We start from the raw sequence: 17,993 nt of genomic DNA on the forward strand, positions 1-17,993 counted from the left end.
CGCCCGCAGGCGCCGTTGTGCGTTGCAGTGCCGCGATTACAGCGCCAGGCCTGCCTTGACCCGGTACTGATTGCGCACCGGATTGGCATATTGCAGCACCAGGTAAGGGCGGTGCTCCGGTGGGCAGGCGTCCAGCCGGCGCTGCCATTCTTCCTCGGCCTTGGCCAGTTCCTGTGGCGCGAAGACCTCGGCGGCGCTCGGTACCTGCAGTTGCGGGTCGGCATCGCTCCACTGGGCATACGCCAGGTAATGCACCGGGAACAGGCGGTAGCCGCCGAGAATCTGCCGGTCCATTTCCATGGCCAATTGCTTGGTGTCTTCGAACAGTTCGCTGATGGGGGCGGCGAAGTTCACGTGGACCCGGCCCTTATAGCCAGTGATGCCTTTGGCGATGCTCACGTCATCCTCCCCTGGCGCTTTGGTGTAGCTGCCGGTGGTGGCGCGGATGTACAGCTCCCGGGCCTTGGCCTGGTCGCAGGGGTCATATTCGTAGCTGATGGACACCGGGGTCAGGTTCAGCGATTGGATGACCTCGCCAAACGGCTCGTCCTTGCGGCTCATGTGGAACATCTTGAGGATCGCCGACTCGGTGCGGTCGTCGCCATCCTTGGCCCGACCTTCGGCCTGGGCGATCCAGATCGACTGGACGTCGTTGCGGATCGAATGGTTGATATAGGCCGAGAGCAGTTGATAGGCCGCGAGTTTTTCCCGTCGTCCGCTGATGGAGCGATGGACGATGAAACTCTTGTTCAGGCGCATCAGGTCGCTGACGAACGGCTTCTGCAGCAGGTTGTCGCCAATGGCGATGCGCGGTGTCGGCAGTCCGGCGTGATACACCGCGTAATTGACGAAGGCCGGGTCCATGACGATGTCGCGATGGTTGGCCAGGAAGACATAGGCGGTGCCGGATTTGAACTGCTCGACGCCGGTATAGGTCACGCCGTCGGTGGCACGTTCAATGGTGTGGTCGACGTAGAACTCGACCTTGTCCTGCAGGGTCGCCACCGAAGTGACCCCGGCGAATTCGCGGCGCAGGCGATGGGCAATCAGGGGTTTGAGCAGCCAGCCGAACGTATTGGCAAAACGCGGGAAGCGGAAGTGGGTGAGGATATCTAGAAACGCCTTGTCGCTGAGCAGCCTGGCCAGCACCGCTGGTACTTCGCTGTCGTGGTAAGGTCGGATGGCATCGAATTCGCCCATCATGCTCTCTTGTTAGAAACGGCTAGGGTAAGAAAAGGTCTGTATCGAAAAAAGCCGGGCATGGTCTGAAAGTTCAGCTCAAACAAAAAAAGCCCTGCAAATAGACCGGCGATTATACGCATAAGTCACTCTGGAGACGGCGATGCTGGAAACCGACCATTATCAATGCCCTTACTGTGGCGAACAGGCAGAAGCTGTATTGGACCTGTCCGCCGGCGACCAGACCTATATCGAAGACTGCCCGGTGTGCTGCCGGCCCATTGTCTTCACGCTGCAAACCGATGGTCGGGAGTGGATGCTCGATGTCCACAGTGAAAATGACTGAGTGGGGCGTGGTTCTTATGCAGCGCATCTATGAGCCAGAAAATCTGATGGAAGGCGAGTTGCTCCAGTGCATGCTGGCGAGCGAGGGTATCGAGGCACACCTGCAAGGGCGCGATTTGTTGGGCGGGGCGGGGGAGTTGCCGCTGTTCGGACTGCTGGGGCTGACGGTGGAGAATGATCAGGCGCAGCAGGCGCTGGAACTGATCGCTGCGTACAATGCGGCCCAGCCATTGCCCTTTGAAGAACCGGATAGTTTTACCGGGGTGCTGGTCTGTTAGGCTGAGCGCCGATTTGCCGAGAGTTGTATTGCCCCATGTGTGGACGTTATGCCCTGTTTCGTTGGAACCCCGCTTTTGCCGCCTTGCCGGGATTTCCCGAGGATCAGCGCGCGCAGTGGAATATATCGCCCAATGATTCGGTGCTGATCCAGCGGGTCGAAAACGGCCAGCGCACTCTGGCTCGGGCCCGTTGGGGGCTGACCCCGCCCTGGCTGACGGACCTGTCGCGTACTCCGGCTCATGCCCGGGCGGAAACCCTGGCGGAGCAGCCGATGTTTCGTCAGGCGTTCCGTGAGCGCCGCTGTCTGTTACCGGCCAACGGCTTCTATGAATGGCGCGGCGGAAGTCGTAAACGGCCTTATTGGCTGACGCCGGGTGAGGGTTCGTCGATCTTCTTTGCCGCGATCTGGGAGGCCTATCCGGTGCAGGAACAGGTCTGGCTGAGTACTGCGGTGGTGACTCAGGCGGCTGCCAATCTGCGTCGCCCGTTGATCCTGGATGCCGCCGCCCAGGAAGTCTGGCTCGATCCCGAGACGCCGCTACCTGCCTTGCAAGCCTTGCTCGCCAGCCCGCCTGCCGCGTTGCGCGAGCGGGTCCTGGCCAACCTAGTCAACGACCCCAAGCTCAACGGCCCCGAGTGCCTGACCCCCGCCTGATTGGGTGGCAATAGAAGCTGGCTTGCCGGCGAAAGGGCCTTGCGCCACCTTCGCCGAAAAGCCGGCTCCCAAGAGGGATGGAGCAGCGGCGTGGTGCTGGATTAAACCTTGAACTGATTGATCAGGCGCCGTTGCTGTTCGGCGAGCTTGGTCAGCCCGGCGCTGGCGGCGCTGGACTCATCGGCACCGCTTGCTACCTCGTTGGCCACCTGGCCGATGTTGATCACGTTGCGGTTGATGTCCTCGGCCACTGCGCTCTGCTCCTCGGCGGCGCTGGCGATCTGGGTGTTCATGTCGTTGATCACCGATACCGCCTGAGTGATGGTTTCCAGAGCCTGGGCTGCCTTGGCCGCATGCTCCACGCTTTGGTCGGTCTTGTGCTGGCTGTCTTCCATGACCCGCACCACTTCCCGGGTGCCCTGCTGCAGCTGCTGGATCATCGACTGGATTTCTTCCGTGGCCTGCTGGGTCTTCTGGGCCAGATTGCGCACTTCGTCGGCGACCACGGCAAAGCCGCGGCCCTGTTCGCCTGCTCGTGCCGCCTCGATCGCTGCGTTAAGGGCCAGGAGGTTGGTCTGCTCGGCAATCCCACGGATGGCAATAAGAATGGCGTTGATGTTCTCGCTGTCCTTGGCCAGGGTCTGCACCACGCCCACTGCGCGGCCGATTTCCTCGGCCAGGGCGCCAATCGAGCTGGAGGTGTCGCGCACGATCTGCATGCCCTGGCTGGCGGCCTGATCGGCATGACTGGCCGCTTGCGCGGCCTGGGTCGCATTGCGGGCCACGTCCTGGGCGGTGGCGGTCATTTCATGCACTGCCGTGGCCACTTGGTCGATTTCCACCATCTGTTTATGTACGCCCTGGTTGGTGCGAATGGCGATATCGGCGGTATGTTCCGAGGAATCGCTGACGCTCTGCACCGAGGTCACCACTTGGCTGATCATTGCCTGCAGCTTGGCCAGGAAGGTGTTGAACCCTTTGGCGATGGAGCCCAGCTCGTCGGCCCGGTCGCTGGTCAGGCGCCGAGTCAGGTCACCTTCGCCCTGGGCGATATCATCGAGCATGGCCACCATCTGTCGCAGTGGACGTGCGATGCCGTGCCCCACCAACCAGATCACCAGCAGGCCGAGGCCAGCAATCACCAAGCCGACCATGGCCATGCCGAAGGTGTCGGCCTTGCGCTGTTCGGCCAGGTCGCCTTGCAGCTTGTCCAGATCGGCCATCACCGCCCCCAGGGGCAGTTGCAGCATCAGCGTCCAGTTGGCATCGGTCTGGCCGATACCGAACGGCAGGTACAGGGCAATCTGGCCGTTGGCCTGGTCGACGTTGTAGGTCACTTCGCCGCGCTTGAGGTTGGACAGTCTGGCCACGGTGTCTTGGCGCAGCACGTCGCTGACTTTCTCGCCGAACTTGCTCGAATCCTTGGTGTAGGCCACCAGACGGCCGTTGCCGCCGATCAGGGCCATTTCCCCGGCACCGTTGTAGAGCTTCTGATTGGCCGCTACCAGCATGTCCTGAATGAAGTTCACCGACAGGTCAGCGCCGACGATGCCCTGGAATTTGCCGTTGAGCAGGATGGGCTGAATAAAGGAGGCGAGCATCACCACCTTGTCGCCGACTTTGTACGGAGCGGGGTCGATGACGCAGGACTTGAGGCTGTCCTGGGAGCACAGGTAGTACTCGCTGGTACGCACGCCGGTGGAGAGCAGGGTCCGGTCGTTGACGTCGGCCAGCTTGTCCAGGCCCAGGCTGCCGTCTTCGTTGCGGAACCACCAGGGCAGGAAGCGCCCGTTGGCGGCGTCCATGCCTACCACCGAGGTGCCGATGTAGGCCGCGTCGTTGTGGTCGATGGCGCCCGGCTCCCAGGCGATGTAGGCGCCGAGGATCTTCGGGTTCTGGGTGACGTTCTCCTTGATCAGGGCGATCAGCTGTTCACGGTTCAGGCTGAGTCCGGCATGGCCTTGGGAGTCCTGGGTGCCCATCAGGGCATTGACCCGCACCAGGCCGCCGGCAATCAGCAGTGGCGCCTCCAGTTCCCGTTGGATCTGGCTGACCTGAGTCTGCGCCAGGCCGCTCAGGCGCTGTTCGATGACTTGCTCGAATTGGGCCTGGGTCCGTTCCTGCACCATTTGCTGGGTCTTGGCCCCGGAGAACAGGGCGTACAGCACCAGGGCTACAACCACGCTGAGGACAATGGCACCGGCCAGGGCGGCGACGGAAAACTGGATCGACTTGAACTTCATAGAGGCTCCGGGCGCAGGAATTTAGGTCTGCCGTGCTGTATCGGCCGCAGCCTCACCGGTCATTAGCCTGGAGAGGAGAAATGACTGTTTCAGATGGTTAAAGGTCGTTATTGGCGGGGGCGTGTTGCAGACCGTTGGCGGCCTTGGGCGGTATGTGAAGTTTTTTCGTCAGGCTCTGGATGTATCTGAATTGCGACTGAATGCGTGTTTTGCATCTGGCGCAGACACAGTTCCGCCCTTAGGATACGCGCCATGTTTTCAGGGAGGTTTCATGATGAAGAAGTCGTTACTCGTATGTGCATTGAGCGCTGCTGTGCTGCTGACCGGCTGTGAAACGGTCAATACCACTAGCGGTGGCGTGGTGGGTGTGGATCGCAAACAGTCGATGTTCAGCATGGTGTCCAGCGCTGAAGTCAACCAGTCCTACGCCCAGTCCTATCAACAGACTCTGGGTGAGGCCAGCAGCCAAGGCGTACTGGACAAGACCAGTGCCAATGCCAAGCGCCTGCAGGTCATTGCCAATCGCCTGATTGCCCAGGCACCGACCTTCCGTCCCGACTGCGCGCAGTGGAAATGGGAAGTCAACCTGATCAAGAGCGACGAGCTCAACGCCAACTGCGGTCCTGGCGGCAAGATCATTTTCTATTCCGGGCTGATCGAAAAGCTGAAACTGACCGACGATGAAATCGCTGCGGTCATGGGTCATGAAATTGCCCACGCCCTGCGCGAGCATGGTCGTGAAGCGATGTCCAAGCAGTACGCGGTCGGTGCAGGCAAGCAAATCGCTACCCTGTTCGGTGTCTCGCAGGAAACCGTAGCCCTGGGCGACAACGGGGTGAGCCTGCTGATGACTCTGCCCAACAGCCGCGAGAATGAAAACGAAGCGGACCTGATTGGTCTGGAGCTGGCTGCCCGCGCCGGTTACAACCCGAACGCGGCCATCAGCTTGTGGAACAAGATGGGCCAGGCTGCCGGTGGTTCTGCGCCGCCCGAGTTCATGAGTACTCACCCAGCTTCCACCAGCCGTATCGCCTCCTTGCAGGCGGCGATTCCAAAGGTGATGCCGTTGTATGAGCAGGCCAAGAAGTCCTGATCCATTGCTTCATTTGCGCTGACGCTTTCGCCGGCAAGCCGGCTCCTGCAGGTTGTGTAGGAGTCGACTTGCCGGCGATTTCATTTACAGCCAGCCACTGATCTGCATGGCCTTGTACACCGCCACTACGGCGAGGATGAAGAAGGCCGTCGCCGCAAGGCGACGAATCAGGGTCAGGGGCAGCTTGTCCGCGGCGAAGTTACCTGCCAGAACCACCGGCACGTTGGCAATCAGCATGCCCAGGGTGGTGCCGATGATCACCAGCCACAGATCCGGATATTGCGCCGCCAGCATGACGGTAGCGACTTGGGTCTTGTCGCCGATTTCAGCCAGGAAGAACGCGATCAGGGTCGTGAGGAAAGGCCCGAACTTGCGTGCGGTAGTGGCTTCATCGTCATCCATCTTGTCTGGAACCAGGGTCCATAGGGCGGTGGCGGTGAAGCTGGCGGCGAGAATCCAGTGCAGGGTCGCGTCCGAGAAGAAGCTGCCGAACCAGGCACCTACCGCGCCGGCGGCCGCATGGTTGGCCAGGGTCGCGGCGACGATGCCGGCGATGATGGGCCAGGGTTTGCGAAAGCGCGCGGCAAGAATCAGGGCGAGCAGTTGCGTCTTGTCGCCGATTTCGGCCAAGGCAACGATCGCGGTGGGAACGAGGAGAGAATCCAGCATCATCAGGGTTTTCCTAAGGGGCGGGTCGACACGGCTATGACACGTACAGCCTTCCCGCCCCGGGTAAGGTGTGCGTGTCATAGGTCTTGTCAAACCCTGCGGTCCGTCTGTGCGGACTCTTGGGTCGCATGCGCCATGGTCTGAGGACCAAGTATGTTGACGCATGCCGGACGAGCGTGGCGCTCGTGGGAGACTACTCCCCTAGGACGGAGCGGATTCTGCCTAGGCAAACTCCATTCGGCAAGCCTTGTTTGCGAAAAGAAGGTCAGCCGCGCTTGGCCCGATAAATCCGAAATCCCTGGCCTTCGGCCTTGATTGCGCAGGGTCCAAGGTGCTCTTCGATCAGGGGTTGGTAGCGCAGGAAGCTGTTGGCCACTACCCGTAGTTCGCCGCCTTTTTGCAGATGTTTCGCCGCTTTTCGCAGCAGGTTTTCTGTGGCTTGGTAATCGGTGTGGACCCCGGTATGGAAGGGGGGATTGGTCAGAATGCAGTTCAATTCCATGGGCGCGGCATCAATCCCGTCGCCGGTCAGTACCTCGGCTTCAAGACCGTTGGCGGCCAGGGTCAGGCGACTGCTGGCGGCGGCAAAGGCGTCCACATCCAGCAAGGTCACGCTGTTGTCCGGGTAGCGGCGCTTCACTGTGGCCCCCAGCACCCCGGCGCCACAGCCGAAGTCCAGCAAGTGGCCGGCGGGCAAGTGATCCAGATGCTCCAGCAACAGCGCGGTGCCGCGGTCCAGGCGCCCGTGGCTGAACACTCCCGGCAGGCTGACGACCGTCAATGGACCTTCGGCCAGGGGCAGTTCGTATTCCTGGGCCAGACTCTCCAGCGCCACCGGTTCGGGAGCGTTGGCGACCGTGACCTGCCACAGCTGGCAGTGGCGCGCGCTGTCGAGCTTGCGCGGTTTGCCGAAAGGGTTGAGTTGTTTGGCGGCGCTCTCCACGCCGCTGCGCTTCTCGCCCACCAGATACAGCTCGCGTCCGGCCAGGCGTGAGGCCAGGGCGTTGAGCAGGTAGTCGGTGAGGTCCTTGGACTTGGGCAGGAACAGCACGGCGCTGTCGAAGGATTCTGCCGGTGCTTCTACGCCAAAGTGGCTGCGGCCTGGAAAGCGTGCCTCCAGGGCCGCGTGGTCACCGGCGTGCCAGCTCCAGCCACGGGCATTGGGCAGACGCCCGAGCAGGTCATCCGCGGTCAGGCCGGCCAGCAGCAGTGAGCCTTGAAACAATTGAGCCTGGCGTAACAGTACTTCACTGCGTGTGTCCATGATCCGCACCCGAAAAAAGTGGCGAAGTTTATCAACTCACGACACGCAGTGGGGCGCCACTGAAGAAGGCTTGGGCATTTTCCGTCAGTTGCCCGACGATTCGCTGGCGAGCTTCGCGGCTGCCCCAGGCATTGTGCGGCGTGACGATCAGGCGTGGGATATCACCGGCCAGCAGTGGATTGCCATTCACTGGCGGCTCGACGCTCAGGACGTCGGTGGCCGCCCCACCCAGATGACCACTGCGCAGCGCATCGGCCAGGGCCTGTTCGTCAATCAGGCCGCCGCGGGCGGTATTGACCACCAGGGCGCCGGGCTTGAGCAGGGCCAGTTCCCGGGCACCGATGAAGTTTCGGGTGTGTTCGTTGAGTGGGCAGTGCAGGGTCAGGGCATCCACTTGTGGCAGCAGTTCCTCCAGCGGCAGGCGATCCGGTCGAGCCGGGCGTCCGGGGATCTGCCCCAATACCACGCGCATGCCAAAGGCTTCGGCCAGGCGTGCCACGGCGCTGCCCAGCTCGCCATTGCCCAGCAGGCCCAGGGTCTTGCCCGCCAGTTCGATGATGGGGAAGTCCAGCAGGCAGAACTGCTTGGCCTGTTGCCAGCGGCCGGCGGCCACGGCTTGTTGGTAGTCGGCAACCCGAGTGGCGAGATTGAGCAGCAGCATCAGGGTGTGCTGGGCCACCGACGGAGTGCCATAACCCTGGCAGTTGCTGACGCTGATGCCTTGTTGGCGGGCAGCGGCCAGATCGACATTGTTGGTGCCGGTGGCGGCCACCAGGATCAGTTGCAGATCAGGGCAGGCCGCCAGGGTCTCGGCGCTCAGGGCCACCTTGTTGCTGATGGCGACCTGCGCACCCTGCAAGCGCTCGGTCACTTGGTCCGCGGGGGTGTGGGCATGCACTTGCAGGGGGCTGAAGCACTCATGCAGCGCACTCAGATCCAGGTCGCCCAGGTCCAGTGAGCTGTGATCGAGGAAGACGGCGCGGCGATTGTTGATCATGAACTGTACCTTTTGCACGAGGGATCTAAGGCGTAATCTGCCGAGCCTAACAGATGAAATAATTAGACATACACAGGAGCCTGCATGTACCTCACCGAGTTCTTGACCGTTGCCCTGATCCACTTGCTGGCGGTGGCCAGCCCCGGCCCGGACTTTGCCGTGGTGGTGCGCGAAAGCGTGACCCACGGCCGCCGCGCCGGTACCTGGACTGCCCTGGGAGTGGGCTGTGCGATCTTCCTGCACGTGGGTTACTCGCTGCTGGGGATCGGCCTGATCGTTTCCCAGTCCATCGTGCTGTTCAACGCCCTGAAGTGGTTGGCGGCGGCGTATCTGCTGTACATCGGCTACAAGGCCCTGCGTGCTCAGCCGGCCAAGCCGGCGGCGGACGACCTGCACAAGGAAGCCGGAGAGCGTACCGCGCGCGGTGCCTTTACTTCCGGTTTTGTCACCAATGGCTTGAACCCCAAGGCGACCCTGTTCTTCCTCTCGCTGTTCACCGTGGTGATCAACCCGCACACGCCCCTGGCGATCCAGGCCGGTTATGGGGTGTATCTGGCGGCGGCCACCGCAGTCTGGTTCTGCCTGGTAGCCATGCTCTTCAGTCAGCAACGGGTGCGTGCCGGCTTCGCCCGCATGGGGCACTGGTTCGACCGCACCATGGGCGCGGTGCTGATCGCCATCGGCGTGAAACTGGCCTTCACCGAGATGCATTGAACACTCTCCCCGGACAGGGCACGCAGGATCTCCTGAACCGCGCGAATACTGGCCTGGAGCTAGTATTGGTGCGGCCCTGCAAATCATCCCTTTGGCTGATTTAGCCGGCGCACGGGAACTTTAGAGTGGTCATCCTCCAGTCACGACCGAGCCGTCAGAAAAGGGATTCTTATGTTGCAGACTCGTGTTATTCCCCCCGCCGAAGGCGCTTATCAATACCCGCTCCTGATCAAGCGGTTGCTGATGTCCGGCGCGCGCTACGAGAAAACCCGCGAAATCATCTATCGCGACCAGTTGCGCTACACCTATCCGACCCTGATCGAGCGGGTGGCGCGTCTGGCCAATGTGTTGACTGCGGCCGGGGTCAAGGCCGGAGATACCGTGGCGGTGATGGACTGGGACAGCCATCGCTACCTGGAGTGCATGTTCGCTATCCCGATGATCGGTGCGGTGATCCACACCATCAACGTGCGCCTGTCACCGGAGCAGATCCTCTACACCATGAACCACGCCGAGGACCGCTTCGTGCTGGTCAACAGCGAGTTCGTCGGTCTGTATCAGGCCATCGCTGGGCACTTGACCACGGTGGAGAAAACCCTGCTGCTCACCGACGCACCGCAGAAGACTGCCGAACTGCCGAATCTGGTGGGCGAGTATGAGACCTTGCTGGCCGCCGCCAGCCCCCAGTATCAGTTCGAGGACTTTGACGAGAATTCGGTGGCCACCACCTTCTACACCACCGGCACCACCGGCAATCCCAAGGGGGTGTATTTCACCCATCGGCAACTGGTGCTGCACACCATGGGCGTCTCCACCATCATGGGCTCCATCGACAGTGTGCGCCTGCTAGGCACCAACGATGTGTACATGCCCATTACGCCGATGTTCCATGTGCATGCCTGGGGGCTGCCTTATGTGGCCACCATGCTTGGGCTCAAGCAGGTCTATCCCGGGCGTTACGACCCGGAGTACCTGGTGGAGCTGTGGCGCCGGGAGAAGGTCACCTTCTCCCACTGTGTGCCGACCATCCTGCAGATGGTGCTCAATGCCAAGGCGGCCCAGAACACCGATTTCGGTGGCTGGAAGATCGTCATCGGCGGCAGTGCGCTGAACCGTGCGCTGTACGAGGCGGCCAAGGCCAAGGGGATTCAACTGACGGCCGCCTACGGCATGTCGGAGACTGGTCCGCTGGTGTCCTGCGCCCACCTCAACGATGAACTGATGGCGGGCAGCGAAGACGAGCGCACCACTTACCGGATCAAGGCCGGGGTGCCAGGGCCCTTGGTGGAGGCAGCGATCATCGATGCCGAGGGCAACTTCCTGCCGGCGGACGGTGAGTCCCAGGGCGAGCTGGTGCTGCGTGCGCCCTGGCTGACTGAAGGCTATTTCAACGAGCCGCAGAAGGGCGCCGAGCTCTGGGAGGGCGGCTGGCTGCACACCGGCGACGTGGCGACCCTGGACAGTATGGGGGTGATCGACATCCGTGACCGGATCAAGGACGTGATCAAGACCGGTGGCGAGTGGATCTCCTCCCTGGACCTGGAAGACCTCATCAGTCGCCATGCGGCGGTACGTGAAGTAGCAGTGGTGGGCATCGCCGATCCACAGTGGGGCGAGCGCCCGTTTGCCTTGCTGGTGATCCGCGAAGGCCATGAGATTGGTGCCCGTGAGCTCAAGGAACACCTCAAGCCGTTCGTGGAGCAGGGGCACCTGAGCAAGTGGGCGATCCCCAGCCAGATCGCCCTTGTTACTGAAATTCCCAAGACCAGCGTTGGGAAGCTCGACAAGAAGCGCATCCGCGTCGACATCAGCGAATGGCAAGCCAGTAACAGCACCTTCCTCTCCACGCTTTGAGCGTCCTCTGCCGTGCCCGTCCGGGCACGGCATGCCCATCCGACAAGCCTTTGCCTTGTGCTCACGAGATTTTCAGCCATCCTTACCGCGCCGTCTTTCAACGGTTGTGGCAAAGGACTGTTCCAATGCGGTGGTCGGCTGCAAATCACACTTTAGAGGGATCAAGCAGTAATCCCTGCTGGATATAGTCCGCCTACGGATTTTTCTGAACAACGGAGCACTGTGGGGTGCTCGCGCCATGCAACCTCGGAACCGGGCAAGTGTTCATCCAACCGGTATTCGAAGCGTTTTCAGAAGAGCGTACTGCCATAAAAATAATGCACATGGAGTAGCGTCGATGACATCAGCAAACCAGTTCTGGCGCCGGGCGAAACTGCCCCTGGCCGTCGGTCTCGCCTCCACGCTCGCCGGGCCTGCATTCGGCGTCAGCTTCAATATCGGTGAAATCGAAGGCAGCTTCGATTCGTCCCTGTCGGTGGGGGCCAGTTGGTCGACCGCCGGACGCAACAAGGACCTGATCGGGGTCAACAATGGCGGCAAGGGTCTGTCCCAGACCACCGATGACGGCCACTTGAACTTCAACAAGGGGCAGACCTTCTCGAAGATCTTCAAGGGCATTCATGACCTGGAATTGAAGTACGGCGATACCGGTGTGTTTGTTCGTGGCAAGTACTGGTATGACTTCAAGCTCAAAGACGAAGACATGGACTTCAAGAACATCAGTGACAACAACCGCAAGGAAGGCGCCAAGTCCTCCGGCGGTCAGATCCTCGATGCCTTTGTCTATCACAACTACTCCATCGCCGATGAACCGGGCTCGGTGCGTTTGGGCAAGCAGGTAGTGAGTTGGGGTGAAAGTACCTTCATTGGCGGCGGTATCAACTCGATCAACCCGATCGACGTGTCGGCATTCCGCCGTCCCGGTGCCGAGGTCAAGGAAGGTCTGATTCCGGTCAACATGTTCTACATCTCCCAGAACCTGACCGAGAACCTGTCGGCCGAAGCTTTCTATCAATTGGAATGGGACCAGACCGTTACCGACAACTGCGGGACCTTCTTCTCGCAGCCGGACAACATTTCCGATGGCTGTGACGACAATCTGCGTCTGCTCGCCAAGCGTTCGACCATTACCGCCACGGCCCCGGGCCGGGCGGCCCTGGCGGCGATGCAGGCTCGTGGCGTCGATGTCAATGAAGAGGGTGCGCTGGTGCGTCGCAGTGGCGACCGCGATGCTCGTGACAGCGGCCAGTTCGGTGTGGCTTTCCGTTACAACTTCGAGCCGCTGGACACCGAGTTCGGCGCCTACTTCATGAACTATCACAGCCGTGCGCCGATCTTCAGCGCCACCGGTGCACCTCAGTCGGCCTATACCATCGCCCCGGGCTTTGGCACGTTGGCGCCGGTGTGGATTGCCGGTAACTCGAAGTACTTTGTCGAGTATCCGGAAGACATCCGCCTGTACGGGCTGAGCTTCTCCACCACCTTGCCTACAGGGACCGCCTGGAGCGGCGAACTGAGTTATCGGCCGAATGCGCCGGTTCAGTTGAACAGCACCGATATCCTCTACTCTGCTGTCCGGCCTCTGGGAGGCAACTTCACCAATGCTTCCTTGCTCGATGGGATTCCTGGACAAGACCTTCATGGCTATCGCCGTAAAGAGATTACCCAGTTCCAGACCACCTTCACGCACTTCTTCGACCAGGTCATGGGTGCCAGCCGCCTGACCCTGGTAGGCGAACTCGGGATCACTCGTGTGGGTGGCCTGGAGAGCAAATCGGATGTGCGTTATGGCCGCGATCCTGTCTTCGGCCCCGGTGCCCTGCCTGCCACTCCCGGTGGACAGAACAGTTGCCGGGTGCTCAATGCCGCCACCATTGCCGGCGCAGGCCCAGGAGCCGATGCCAGTAACCTCACTTCCAATTGCAACAACGACGGCTTCACCACCGCCACCTCCTGGGGTTACCGCGGCCGGGCGATCTGGGAATACCCGGATGTATTCGCTGGTGTGAACCTCAAGCCGAACGTGGCCTGGTCCCATGACGTCAAGGGCTACTCGCCAGGTCCTGGCGCCAACTTCGAGGAAGGCCGCAAGGCCATCAGCCTGGGGCTGGATGCCGAGTACCAGAACACCTACACCGCGAGCCTGGCCTACACCAACTTCTTTGGTGGCGACTACAGCACCGTGGATGATCGGGACTTCCTCGCCTTGAGCGTTGGCGTGAACTTCTAAGCACACTGCATTTTCAGGAAGAACAACAATATGAACATCACCAAGAGTCTGTTGCACATCGGTGTGCTGGGACTGTCACTGCTGGCCACCGGGGTCATGGCCGCGGTCTCGGCCGATGAAGCGGCCAAGCTGGGCACCAGCCTGACGCCGATGGGCGCGGAAATGGCCGGTAACGCTGCCGGTACCATTCCCGCCTGGAAACCCCTGGCAACCAACGCCGGTACCGTGGACAGCAAGGGTTTCCTGTCCAACCCATACGGCAGCGAGCAGCCGCTGTTCACGATCACTGCGCAGAACGTCGAGCAGTACAAGGACAAGTTGGCCCCCGGGCAGTACGCGATGTTCAAGCGCTACCCGGAAACCTTCAAGATGCCGGTTTACCCGTCTCATCGCGGGGCCACGGTGCCTGCTGAGGTGTTCGCCGCCATCAAACGCAATGCCACCAGCACCAACCTGGTGTCCGGCGGCAACGGCCTGGAGAACTTCGAAACCGCGATTCCGTTCCCGATCCCGAAAAGCGGTGTGGAAGTCATCTGGAACCACATCACTCGCTATCGCGGTGGCAGCGTGACCCGTCTGGTGACCCAGGCCACGCCACAGGCCAACGGCTCCTACAGCCTGGTGTACTTCCAGGACCAGTTCGTGTTCCGCGACAAGATGAAGGACTACGACCCGAAAAACCCGGGCAACATCCTGTTCTACTTCAAGCAGAAGGTGACGGCCCCGGCGCGTCTGGCCGGTGGCGTGCTGCTGGTCCACGAAACCCTCGACCAAGTGAAGGAGCCGCGTTCGGCCTGGGTCTACAACGCTGGCCAGCGTCGTGTGCGCCGTGCCCCGCAAGTCTCCTATGACGGCCCGGGTACCGCCGCCGATGGTCTGCGGACTTCCGACAACCTGGACATGTACAACGGTGCGCCGGATCGCTACGACTGGAAACTGGAAGGCAAGAAGGAGATGTACATCGCCTCCGACAGCTACAAGCTCGACTCGCCGAGCCTGAAGTACGCGGACATCATCAAGGCCGGGCACATTAACCAGGACTTGGCTCGCTACGAGCTGCGTCGGGTCTGGCATGTGGTCGCCACCTTGAAGGAAGGTCAGCGGCACATCTATGCCAAACGTGACTTCTATATCGACGAAGACACCTGGCAGGCTGCGGTGATCGACCACTATGACGGTCGTGGTCAACTGTGGCGTGTGGCCGAAGCCCACGCCGAGAACTACTACGACAAGCAAGTGCCGTGGTATGCCCTGGAAACCCTCTACGACCTGCAGTCCGGCCGCTACCTGGCACTGGGCATGAAGAACGAAGAGAAGCAGGCGTATGACTTTGGCTTCACCGCGACCACCAGCGACTTCACTCCAGCCGCCTTGCGTCAGGACGGGGTTCGCTGATCCGCTGCAAATAGAGGCCGCATCCTCGGAAATTGCCCCGACTGGCTCGGGGCTTTTTTTTGCCTGGAAGATTGTGGATTCGCAGATATGCACAACAATCTAGGCTGTTCCGGCAGGCTTTCTCCAGATGAATTAGTAGGTTGCCGGATAAACAACCGAAATAACGACTGATCAATCAGCTGTATCTGACCCATTTGGTCATAGTCTTTTTCACTCGAATGGTCGCAAAAATCTTCAACAGGTCGCTTTTTACCGCTAGTCTGCGGGCATCTGCTACGCCGACAACCCTACATCAATAAGAGTTGGCCATGACTGAGCTGTCCCCCCTTCAACGGTCTGCCAGCGCGGTGATTCCTGCGTTGGAAGGGCGTTTCTATCGACCCCCTCTGCCCGACGGATACGTGCAGCGGCCGCGTCTTTGCGAACGCTTGAGTGCCGGGTTGAAGGGCAGGCTGTTGCTGGTCAGTGCGCCGGCCGGGTTCGGTAAGAGCTCGTTGGCGGTGGAGTTTTGCCAGGGCTTGCCGGGCAACTGGCAGAGCCTATGGCTGGGGTTGAGCCGCCGGGACAGCGATCCCGGGCGTTTTCTCGAACGCTTGCTGGCCGGTTTGCAGCAGTACTTTCCCCAATTGGGCCGGCAGTCTCTCGGTCTGTTGAAAATGCGCCAGCGCCATCAGCCTTTCGCCTTTGAAGAGTGGCTGGATGGCTTGCTGGACGAACTGGCGCTTCACCTGTCTAGCAGCAGGCCGTTGTTGCTGGTCCTGGACGACTATCACCTGGCCCAGGGGCCGGTGCTTGATCGTTGCTTGCAGTTTTTCCTCAATCACCTGCCCGACGGCCTGCTGGTGCTGGTCACCAGCCGCCAGCGTCCGGATTGGCATCTGGCGCGGCTGCGGCTTTCACGACAGTTGCTGGAGCTGCATGAGCAGGATTTGCGCCTGACCCATGACGAGTCCCTCAGCTTGTTGGACCGCCACAGCAGTTCCTTGCGCGGCGAGGCTCTGGAAAGTCTGATCCAGCGCAGCGAGGGCTGGGTTGCCGGGCTGCGTTTCTGGCTGTTGGCAGCGTCCGAGGCTGGTGCGCTGGGCACCTTGCCTCAGGGACTGCATGGGGGCGAAGGGCTGATCCGCGACTACCTGCTGGAAGAGGTCATCGACTGCCTGCCCGCCGAGGTCCAGGCATTCCTCTATGACACGGCGCCCCAGGAGCGCTTCTGCGCCGAGCTCTGCGACGCCCTGCGCGAAGCGCATGACAGTGCCGAGATCCTGGGTTTCCTGCAGGCTCACCAAGTGTTCCTGGTGCCATTGGACGAACACGGGCACTGGTATCGCTATCACCATCTGTTTTCCGATCTGCTGCGTACCCGACCCACGGCCAATACCCTGGTGCCGGCCGCCAGCCTGCATTTGCGTGCCTGTCGTTGGTTCAACGCTCAGGGGCTGTTGGATGAAGCCGTGGAGCAGGCGCTGCGTGCCGGACACCTGGATGTGGCAGCCAACCTGGTGCAGAACCTGTCGGAGGAGCAACTGCTGGCGGAGCAGAACGTCGGCATGCTGCTGCGCTGGAAGATGGACCTGCCCGACAGCCTGTTGATCAGCACACCGCGGCTGATCGTGCTCTACAGCTGGGCCCTGGGCCTGGCCTGCCAGTTGGACGCGGCAGAGGAACTGGCGGATCACCTGAGTCGTTTCCTGCCGGCGCCTTCGGCCACTGCGCAAAAGTCGATGCTGGCGCAATGGCTGGCCTTGAGCGGGATCATCGCTCGCGGGCGGGGCCAGCGGGAACGGACCCTGGCCTACTGCGGCGAGGCTCTGGAAAGCCTGCCGCACAAGCGTTACGGACAGCGCCTGATGTGTCTGTCGACCTTGTCCAACCTGGCGATTACCGACGCCGACCTGTGGCGCGCCCGCAGTCTCAATCGCGAATCCCTGGAGTTGGCGCAGCGGGTCGGCAATCCGCTGTTCGAGGCCCTGGCCCATTACGATCGGGCCCGGGTTCTGCAGGCGCGGGGCGAGGTGCTCAGAGCGCTGGAGGAGGTGCACCAAGGGCTGCGACGGCTGCAGGGACTGTCGGCTCAGCGGCTGTACGCGGTGCGGGCCCGGCTGACCCTGTATGAAGGTTATCTGCTGACGCTGCGTGCCCAGCCTGAGGCCGGCCTGGTGCGTTTACAGGCCGGGTTGCTGGAGGCGCGGGCCTGTCGCGACATCAGCGTGTTGATCGCCCATTGCGTGATTGCCAAGCAGGAAGGCCTGCGGAGCGAGTTTTCCCGGGCCTTTGCCGAGTTGGCCGAGGCCGAGCGCCTGATGCATATCTGGGACGTGCCGCCGATCTACTACTTGGCGATGATCACCCTGGTGAAGTGCGAGCTCTGGCTGGCCCAGGGCCGCATCGACCTGGCCGAGGCCTGGCTGGCACGTCTGGGCCAGACCTACACTGGAGAACAGGCTGCGGCGCCGCCGGAGTTCCATCCGCAGTTGCCCTTGCACATCGAATTGCAGCAAGCCCAACTGGAAACCATCAAGGGCGACTCCGCCCGGGCCGAACAGCGCTTGAGTCGATTGGTGGAGCATGGACAGCAAAGCGGTCGGCAGTTGTTGAGCGTTATGGCCCTGACCCAGAAAACCCTGCTGTTGCTGGCGTCCGGGCGCGGCGCAGAGGCACGACGGGACTTTGCCCAGGCCCTGGAAGCAGCAGTGGGGGGCGCAGTGCAACCTTTCGAGAGCTTGATCCGCAGTCACCCCTGCTGGATGCGCGAGCAATTGCAGCACTGTGTGTCGACCGCTTTGACCCAGGCTCTGTTGCAGCGTTTGCCTGCTGCCCCCCGTGAGCTTCCCGAGGCGGCTCATAGTGAGTCGTTGAGTTCCCGGGAGTTGTCGGTGCTGCAATTGATTGCTCAGGGGTGTTCCAATCAGGAAATCAGCGAGCGCTTGTTCATTTCGCTGCATACGGTGAAAACCCACGCCAGCCATATCAACAGCAAGCTGGGGGTTGAGCGACGTACACAGGCAGTGGCACGGGCCCAGGAGTTGGGGTTGCTGGGGTAGGCGCTACTCTGCCGGCCAGGGCTTGTAGCGGTCGC

The 17,993-nt window shown here is 61.5% G+C and carries 14 protein-coding genes and 1 riboswitch; of the genes, 9 read left to right on the forward strand and 5 right to left on the reverse strand.

Going from position 1 to position 17,993, the window contains the following annotated elements:
• Positions 1-36: 36 nt before the first annotated feature.
• Complete coding sequence (locus PQT43_RS21465) at positions 37-1,203, reverse strand: 1-acyl-sn-glycerol-3-phosphate acyltransferase (RefSeq protein WP_102860282.1); 1,167 nt, start codon at positions 1,201-1,203, stop codon at positions 37-39.
• 139 nt (positions 1,204-1,342) lie between these two features.
• On the opposite strand from PQT43_RS21465, the gene PQT43_RS21470 reads away from it, so the two are divergent.
• From PQT43_RS21470 to PQT43_RS21480, 3 genes are read left to right on the forward strand one after another with little or no spacing between them, the layout of a single operon-like run.
• Complete coding sequence (locus PQT43_RS21470) at positions 1,343-1,525, forward strand: CPXCG motif-containing cysteine-rich protein (RefSeq protein ID WP_016967048.1); 183 nt, start codon at positions 1,343-1,345, stop codon at positions 1,523-1,525.
• Positions 1,526-1,541: 16 nt separating this feature from the next.
• A complete protein-coding gene (locus tag PQT43_RS21475; RefSeq protein WP_102860283.1) occupies positions 1,542-1,802 on the forward strand; it encodes a putative signal transducing protein in 261 nt (86 codons plus the stop codon).
• Between the two features lie 35 nt (positions 1,803-1,837).
• Complete coding sequence (locus PQT43_RS21480) at positions 1,838-2,458, forward strand: SOS response-associated peptidase (RefSeq protein ID WP_110652236.1); 621 nt, start codon at positions 1,838-1,840, stop codon at positions 2,456-2,458.
• A 101-nt stretch (positions 2,459-2,559) separates the two neighbouring features.
• On the opposite strand, the gene PQT43_RS21485 is transcribed toward PQT43_RS21480, so the two are convergent.
• Positions 2,560-4,701 carry a methyl-accepting chemotaxis protein gene (locus PQT43_RS21485; RefSeq protein WP_102860285.1) on the reverse strand — a complete coding sequence of 714 codons (2,142 nt, stop codon included), beginning with the start codon at positions 4,699-4,701 and terminating at the stop codon, positions 2,560-2,562.
• Positions 4,702-4,975: 274 nt separating this feature from the next.
• Here PQT43_RS21485 and PQT43_RS21490 point away from each other — a divergent pair, with 274 nt between their 5' ends.
• Positions 4,976-5,794, forward strand: a complete 819-nt coding sequence (locus PQT43_RS21490; protein ID WP_102881002.1) for a M48 family metallopeptidase — start codon at positions 4,976-4,978, stop codon at positions 5,792-5,794.
• A gap of 84 nt (positions 5,795-5,878) precedes the next feature.
• Here PQT43_RS21490 and PQT43_RS21495 read toward each other — a convergent pair whose 3' ends face one another.
• The 3 genes from PQT43_RS21495 to PQT43_RS21505 form a co-directional block, all read right to left on the reverse strand.
• Positions 5,879-6,463 carry a TMEM165/GDT1 family protein gene (locus PQT43_RS21495; RefSeq protein WP_102860988.1) on the reverse strand — a complete coding sequence of 195 codons (585 nt, stop codon included), beginning with the start codon at positions 6,461-6,463 and terminating at the stop codon, positions 5,879-5,881.
• 91 nt (positions 6,464-6,554) lie between these two features.
• Positions 6,555-6,678: riboswitch (yybP-ykoY riboswitch) on the reverse strand.
• A gap of 50 nt (positions 6,679-6,728) precedes the next feature.
• Positions 6,729-7,727: a class I SAM-dependent methyltransferase gene (locus PQT43_RS21500; protein WP_110652237.1), complete on the reverse strand. Its 999-nt coding sequence runs from the start codon at positions 7,725-7,727 to the stop codon at positions 6,729-6,731.
• 31 nt (positions 7,728-7,758) lie between these two features.
• Entirely contained in the window at positions 7,759-8,724 is a 966-nt protein-coding gene (locus PQT43_RS21505; protein WP_110596345.1) for a 2-hydroxyacid dehydrogenase, read from the reverse strand.
• 84 nt (positions 8,725-8,808) lie between these two features.
• On the opposite strand from PQT43_RS21505, the gene PQT43_RS21510 reads away from it, so the two are divergent.
• The 5 genes from PQT43_RS21510 (at position 8,809) to PQT43_RS21530 (ending at position 17,958) form a co-directional block, all read left to right on the forward strand.
• Positions 8,809-9,438, forward strand: a complete 630-nt coding sequence (locus PQT43_RS21510; RefSeq protein ID WP_102860289.1) for a LysE family translocator — start codon at positions 8,809-8,811, stop codon at positions 9,436-9,438.
• A gap of 171 nt (positions 9,439-9,609) precedes the next feature.
• Entirely contained in the window at positions 9,610-11,292 is a 1,683-nt protein-coding gene (locus PQT43_RS21515) for a fatty acid--CoA ligase (RefSeq protein WP_267268878.1), read from the forward strand.
• Between the two features lie 337 nt (positions 11,293-11,629).
• Positions 11,630-13,522 (forward strand): DUF1302 domain-containing protein, encoded by a 1,893-nt coding sequence (locus PQT43_RS21520; protein WP_102860291.1) that lies wholly within the window; start codon positions 11,630-11,632, stop codon positions 13,520-13,522.
• A gap of 30 nt (positions 13,523-13,552) precedes the next feature.
• Positions 13,553-14,917, forward strand: a complete 1,365-nt coding sequence (locus tag PQT43_RS21525; RefSeq protein ID WP_102860292.1) for a DUF1329 domain-containing protein — start codon at positions 13,553-13,555, stop codon at positions 14,915-14,917.
• A gap of 308 nt (positions 14,918-15,225) precedes the next feature.
• The gene (locus PQT43_RS21530; protein WP_102860293.1) at positions 15,226-17,958 is read left to right on the forward strand and encodes a LuxR C-terminal-related transcriptional regulator; all 2,733 of its coding nucleotides are present in this window, start codon (positions 15,226-15,228) and stop codon (positions 17,956-17,958) included.
• Positions 17,959-17,993: the final 35 nt, after the last annotated feature.

Source organism: Pseudomonas sp. BLCC-B112 (genome assembly GCF_028550695.1).
GTDB lineage: Bacteria > Pseudomonadota > Gammaproteobacteria > Pseudomonadales > Pseudomonadaceae > Aquipseudomonas > Aquipseudomonas danubii.

Coding starts and splice junctions, on each gene's coding strand:
- PQT43_RS21465 (WP_102860282.1), bottom strand. CDS start 1,203: ATGATGGGCGAATTCGATGCCATCCGACCTTACCACGACAGCGAAGTA.
- PQT43_RS21470 (WP_016967048.1), top strand. CDS start 1,343: ATGCTGGAAACCGACCATTATCAATGCCCTTACTGTGGCGAACAGGCA.
- PQT43_RS21475 (WP_102860283.1), top strand. CDS start 1,542: ATGCAGCGCATCTATGAGCCAGAAAATCTGATGGAAGGCGAGTTGCTC.
- PQT43_RS21480 (WP_110652236.1), top strand. CDS start 1,838: ATGTGTGGACGTTATGCCCTGTTTCGTTGGAACCCCGCTTTTGCCGCC.
- PQT43_RS21485 (WP_102860285.1), bottom strand. CDS start 4,701: ATGAAGTTCAAGTCGATCCAGTTTTCCGTCGCCGCCCTGGCCGGTGCC.
- PQT43_RS21490 (WP_102881002.1), top strand. CDS start 4,976: ATGAAGAAGTCGTTACTCGTATGTGCATTGAGCGCTGCTGTGCTGCTG.
- PQT43_RS21495 (WP_102860988.1), bottom strand. CDS start 6,463: ATGCTGGATTCTCTCCTCGTTCCCACCGCGATCGTTGCCTTGGCCGAA.
- PQT43_RS21500 (WP_110652237.1), bottom strand. CDS start 7,727: ATGGACACACGCAGTGAAGTACTGTTACGCCAGGCTCAATTGTTTCAA.
- PQT43_RS21505 (WP_110596345.1), bottom strand. CDS start 8,724: ATGATCAACAATCGCCGCGCCGTCTTCCTCGATCACAGCTCACTGGAC.
- PQT43_RS21510 (WP_102860289.1), top strand. CDS start 8,809: ATGTACCTCACCGAGTTCTTGACCGTTGCCCTGATCCACTTGCTGGCG.
- PQT43_RS21515 (WP_267268878.1), top strand. CDS start 9,610: ATGTTGCAGACTCGTGTTATTCCCCCCGCCGAAGGCGCTTATCAATAC.
- PQT43_RS21520 (WP_102860291.1), top strand. CDS start 11,630: ATGACATCAGCAAACCAGTTCTGGCGCCGGGCGAAACTGCCCCTGGCC.
- PQT43_RS21525 (WP_102860292.1), top strand. CDS start 13,553: ATGAACATCACCAAGAGTCTGTTGCACATCGGTGTGCTGGGACTGTCA.
- PQT43_RS21530 (WP_102860293.1), top strand. CDS start 15,226: ATGACTGAGCTGTCCCCCCTTCAACGGTCTGCCAGCGCGGTGATTCCT.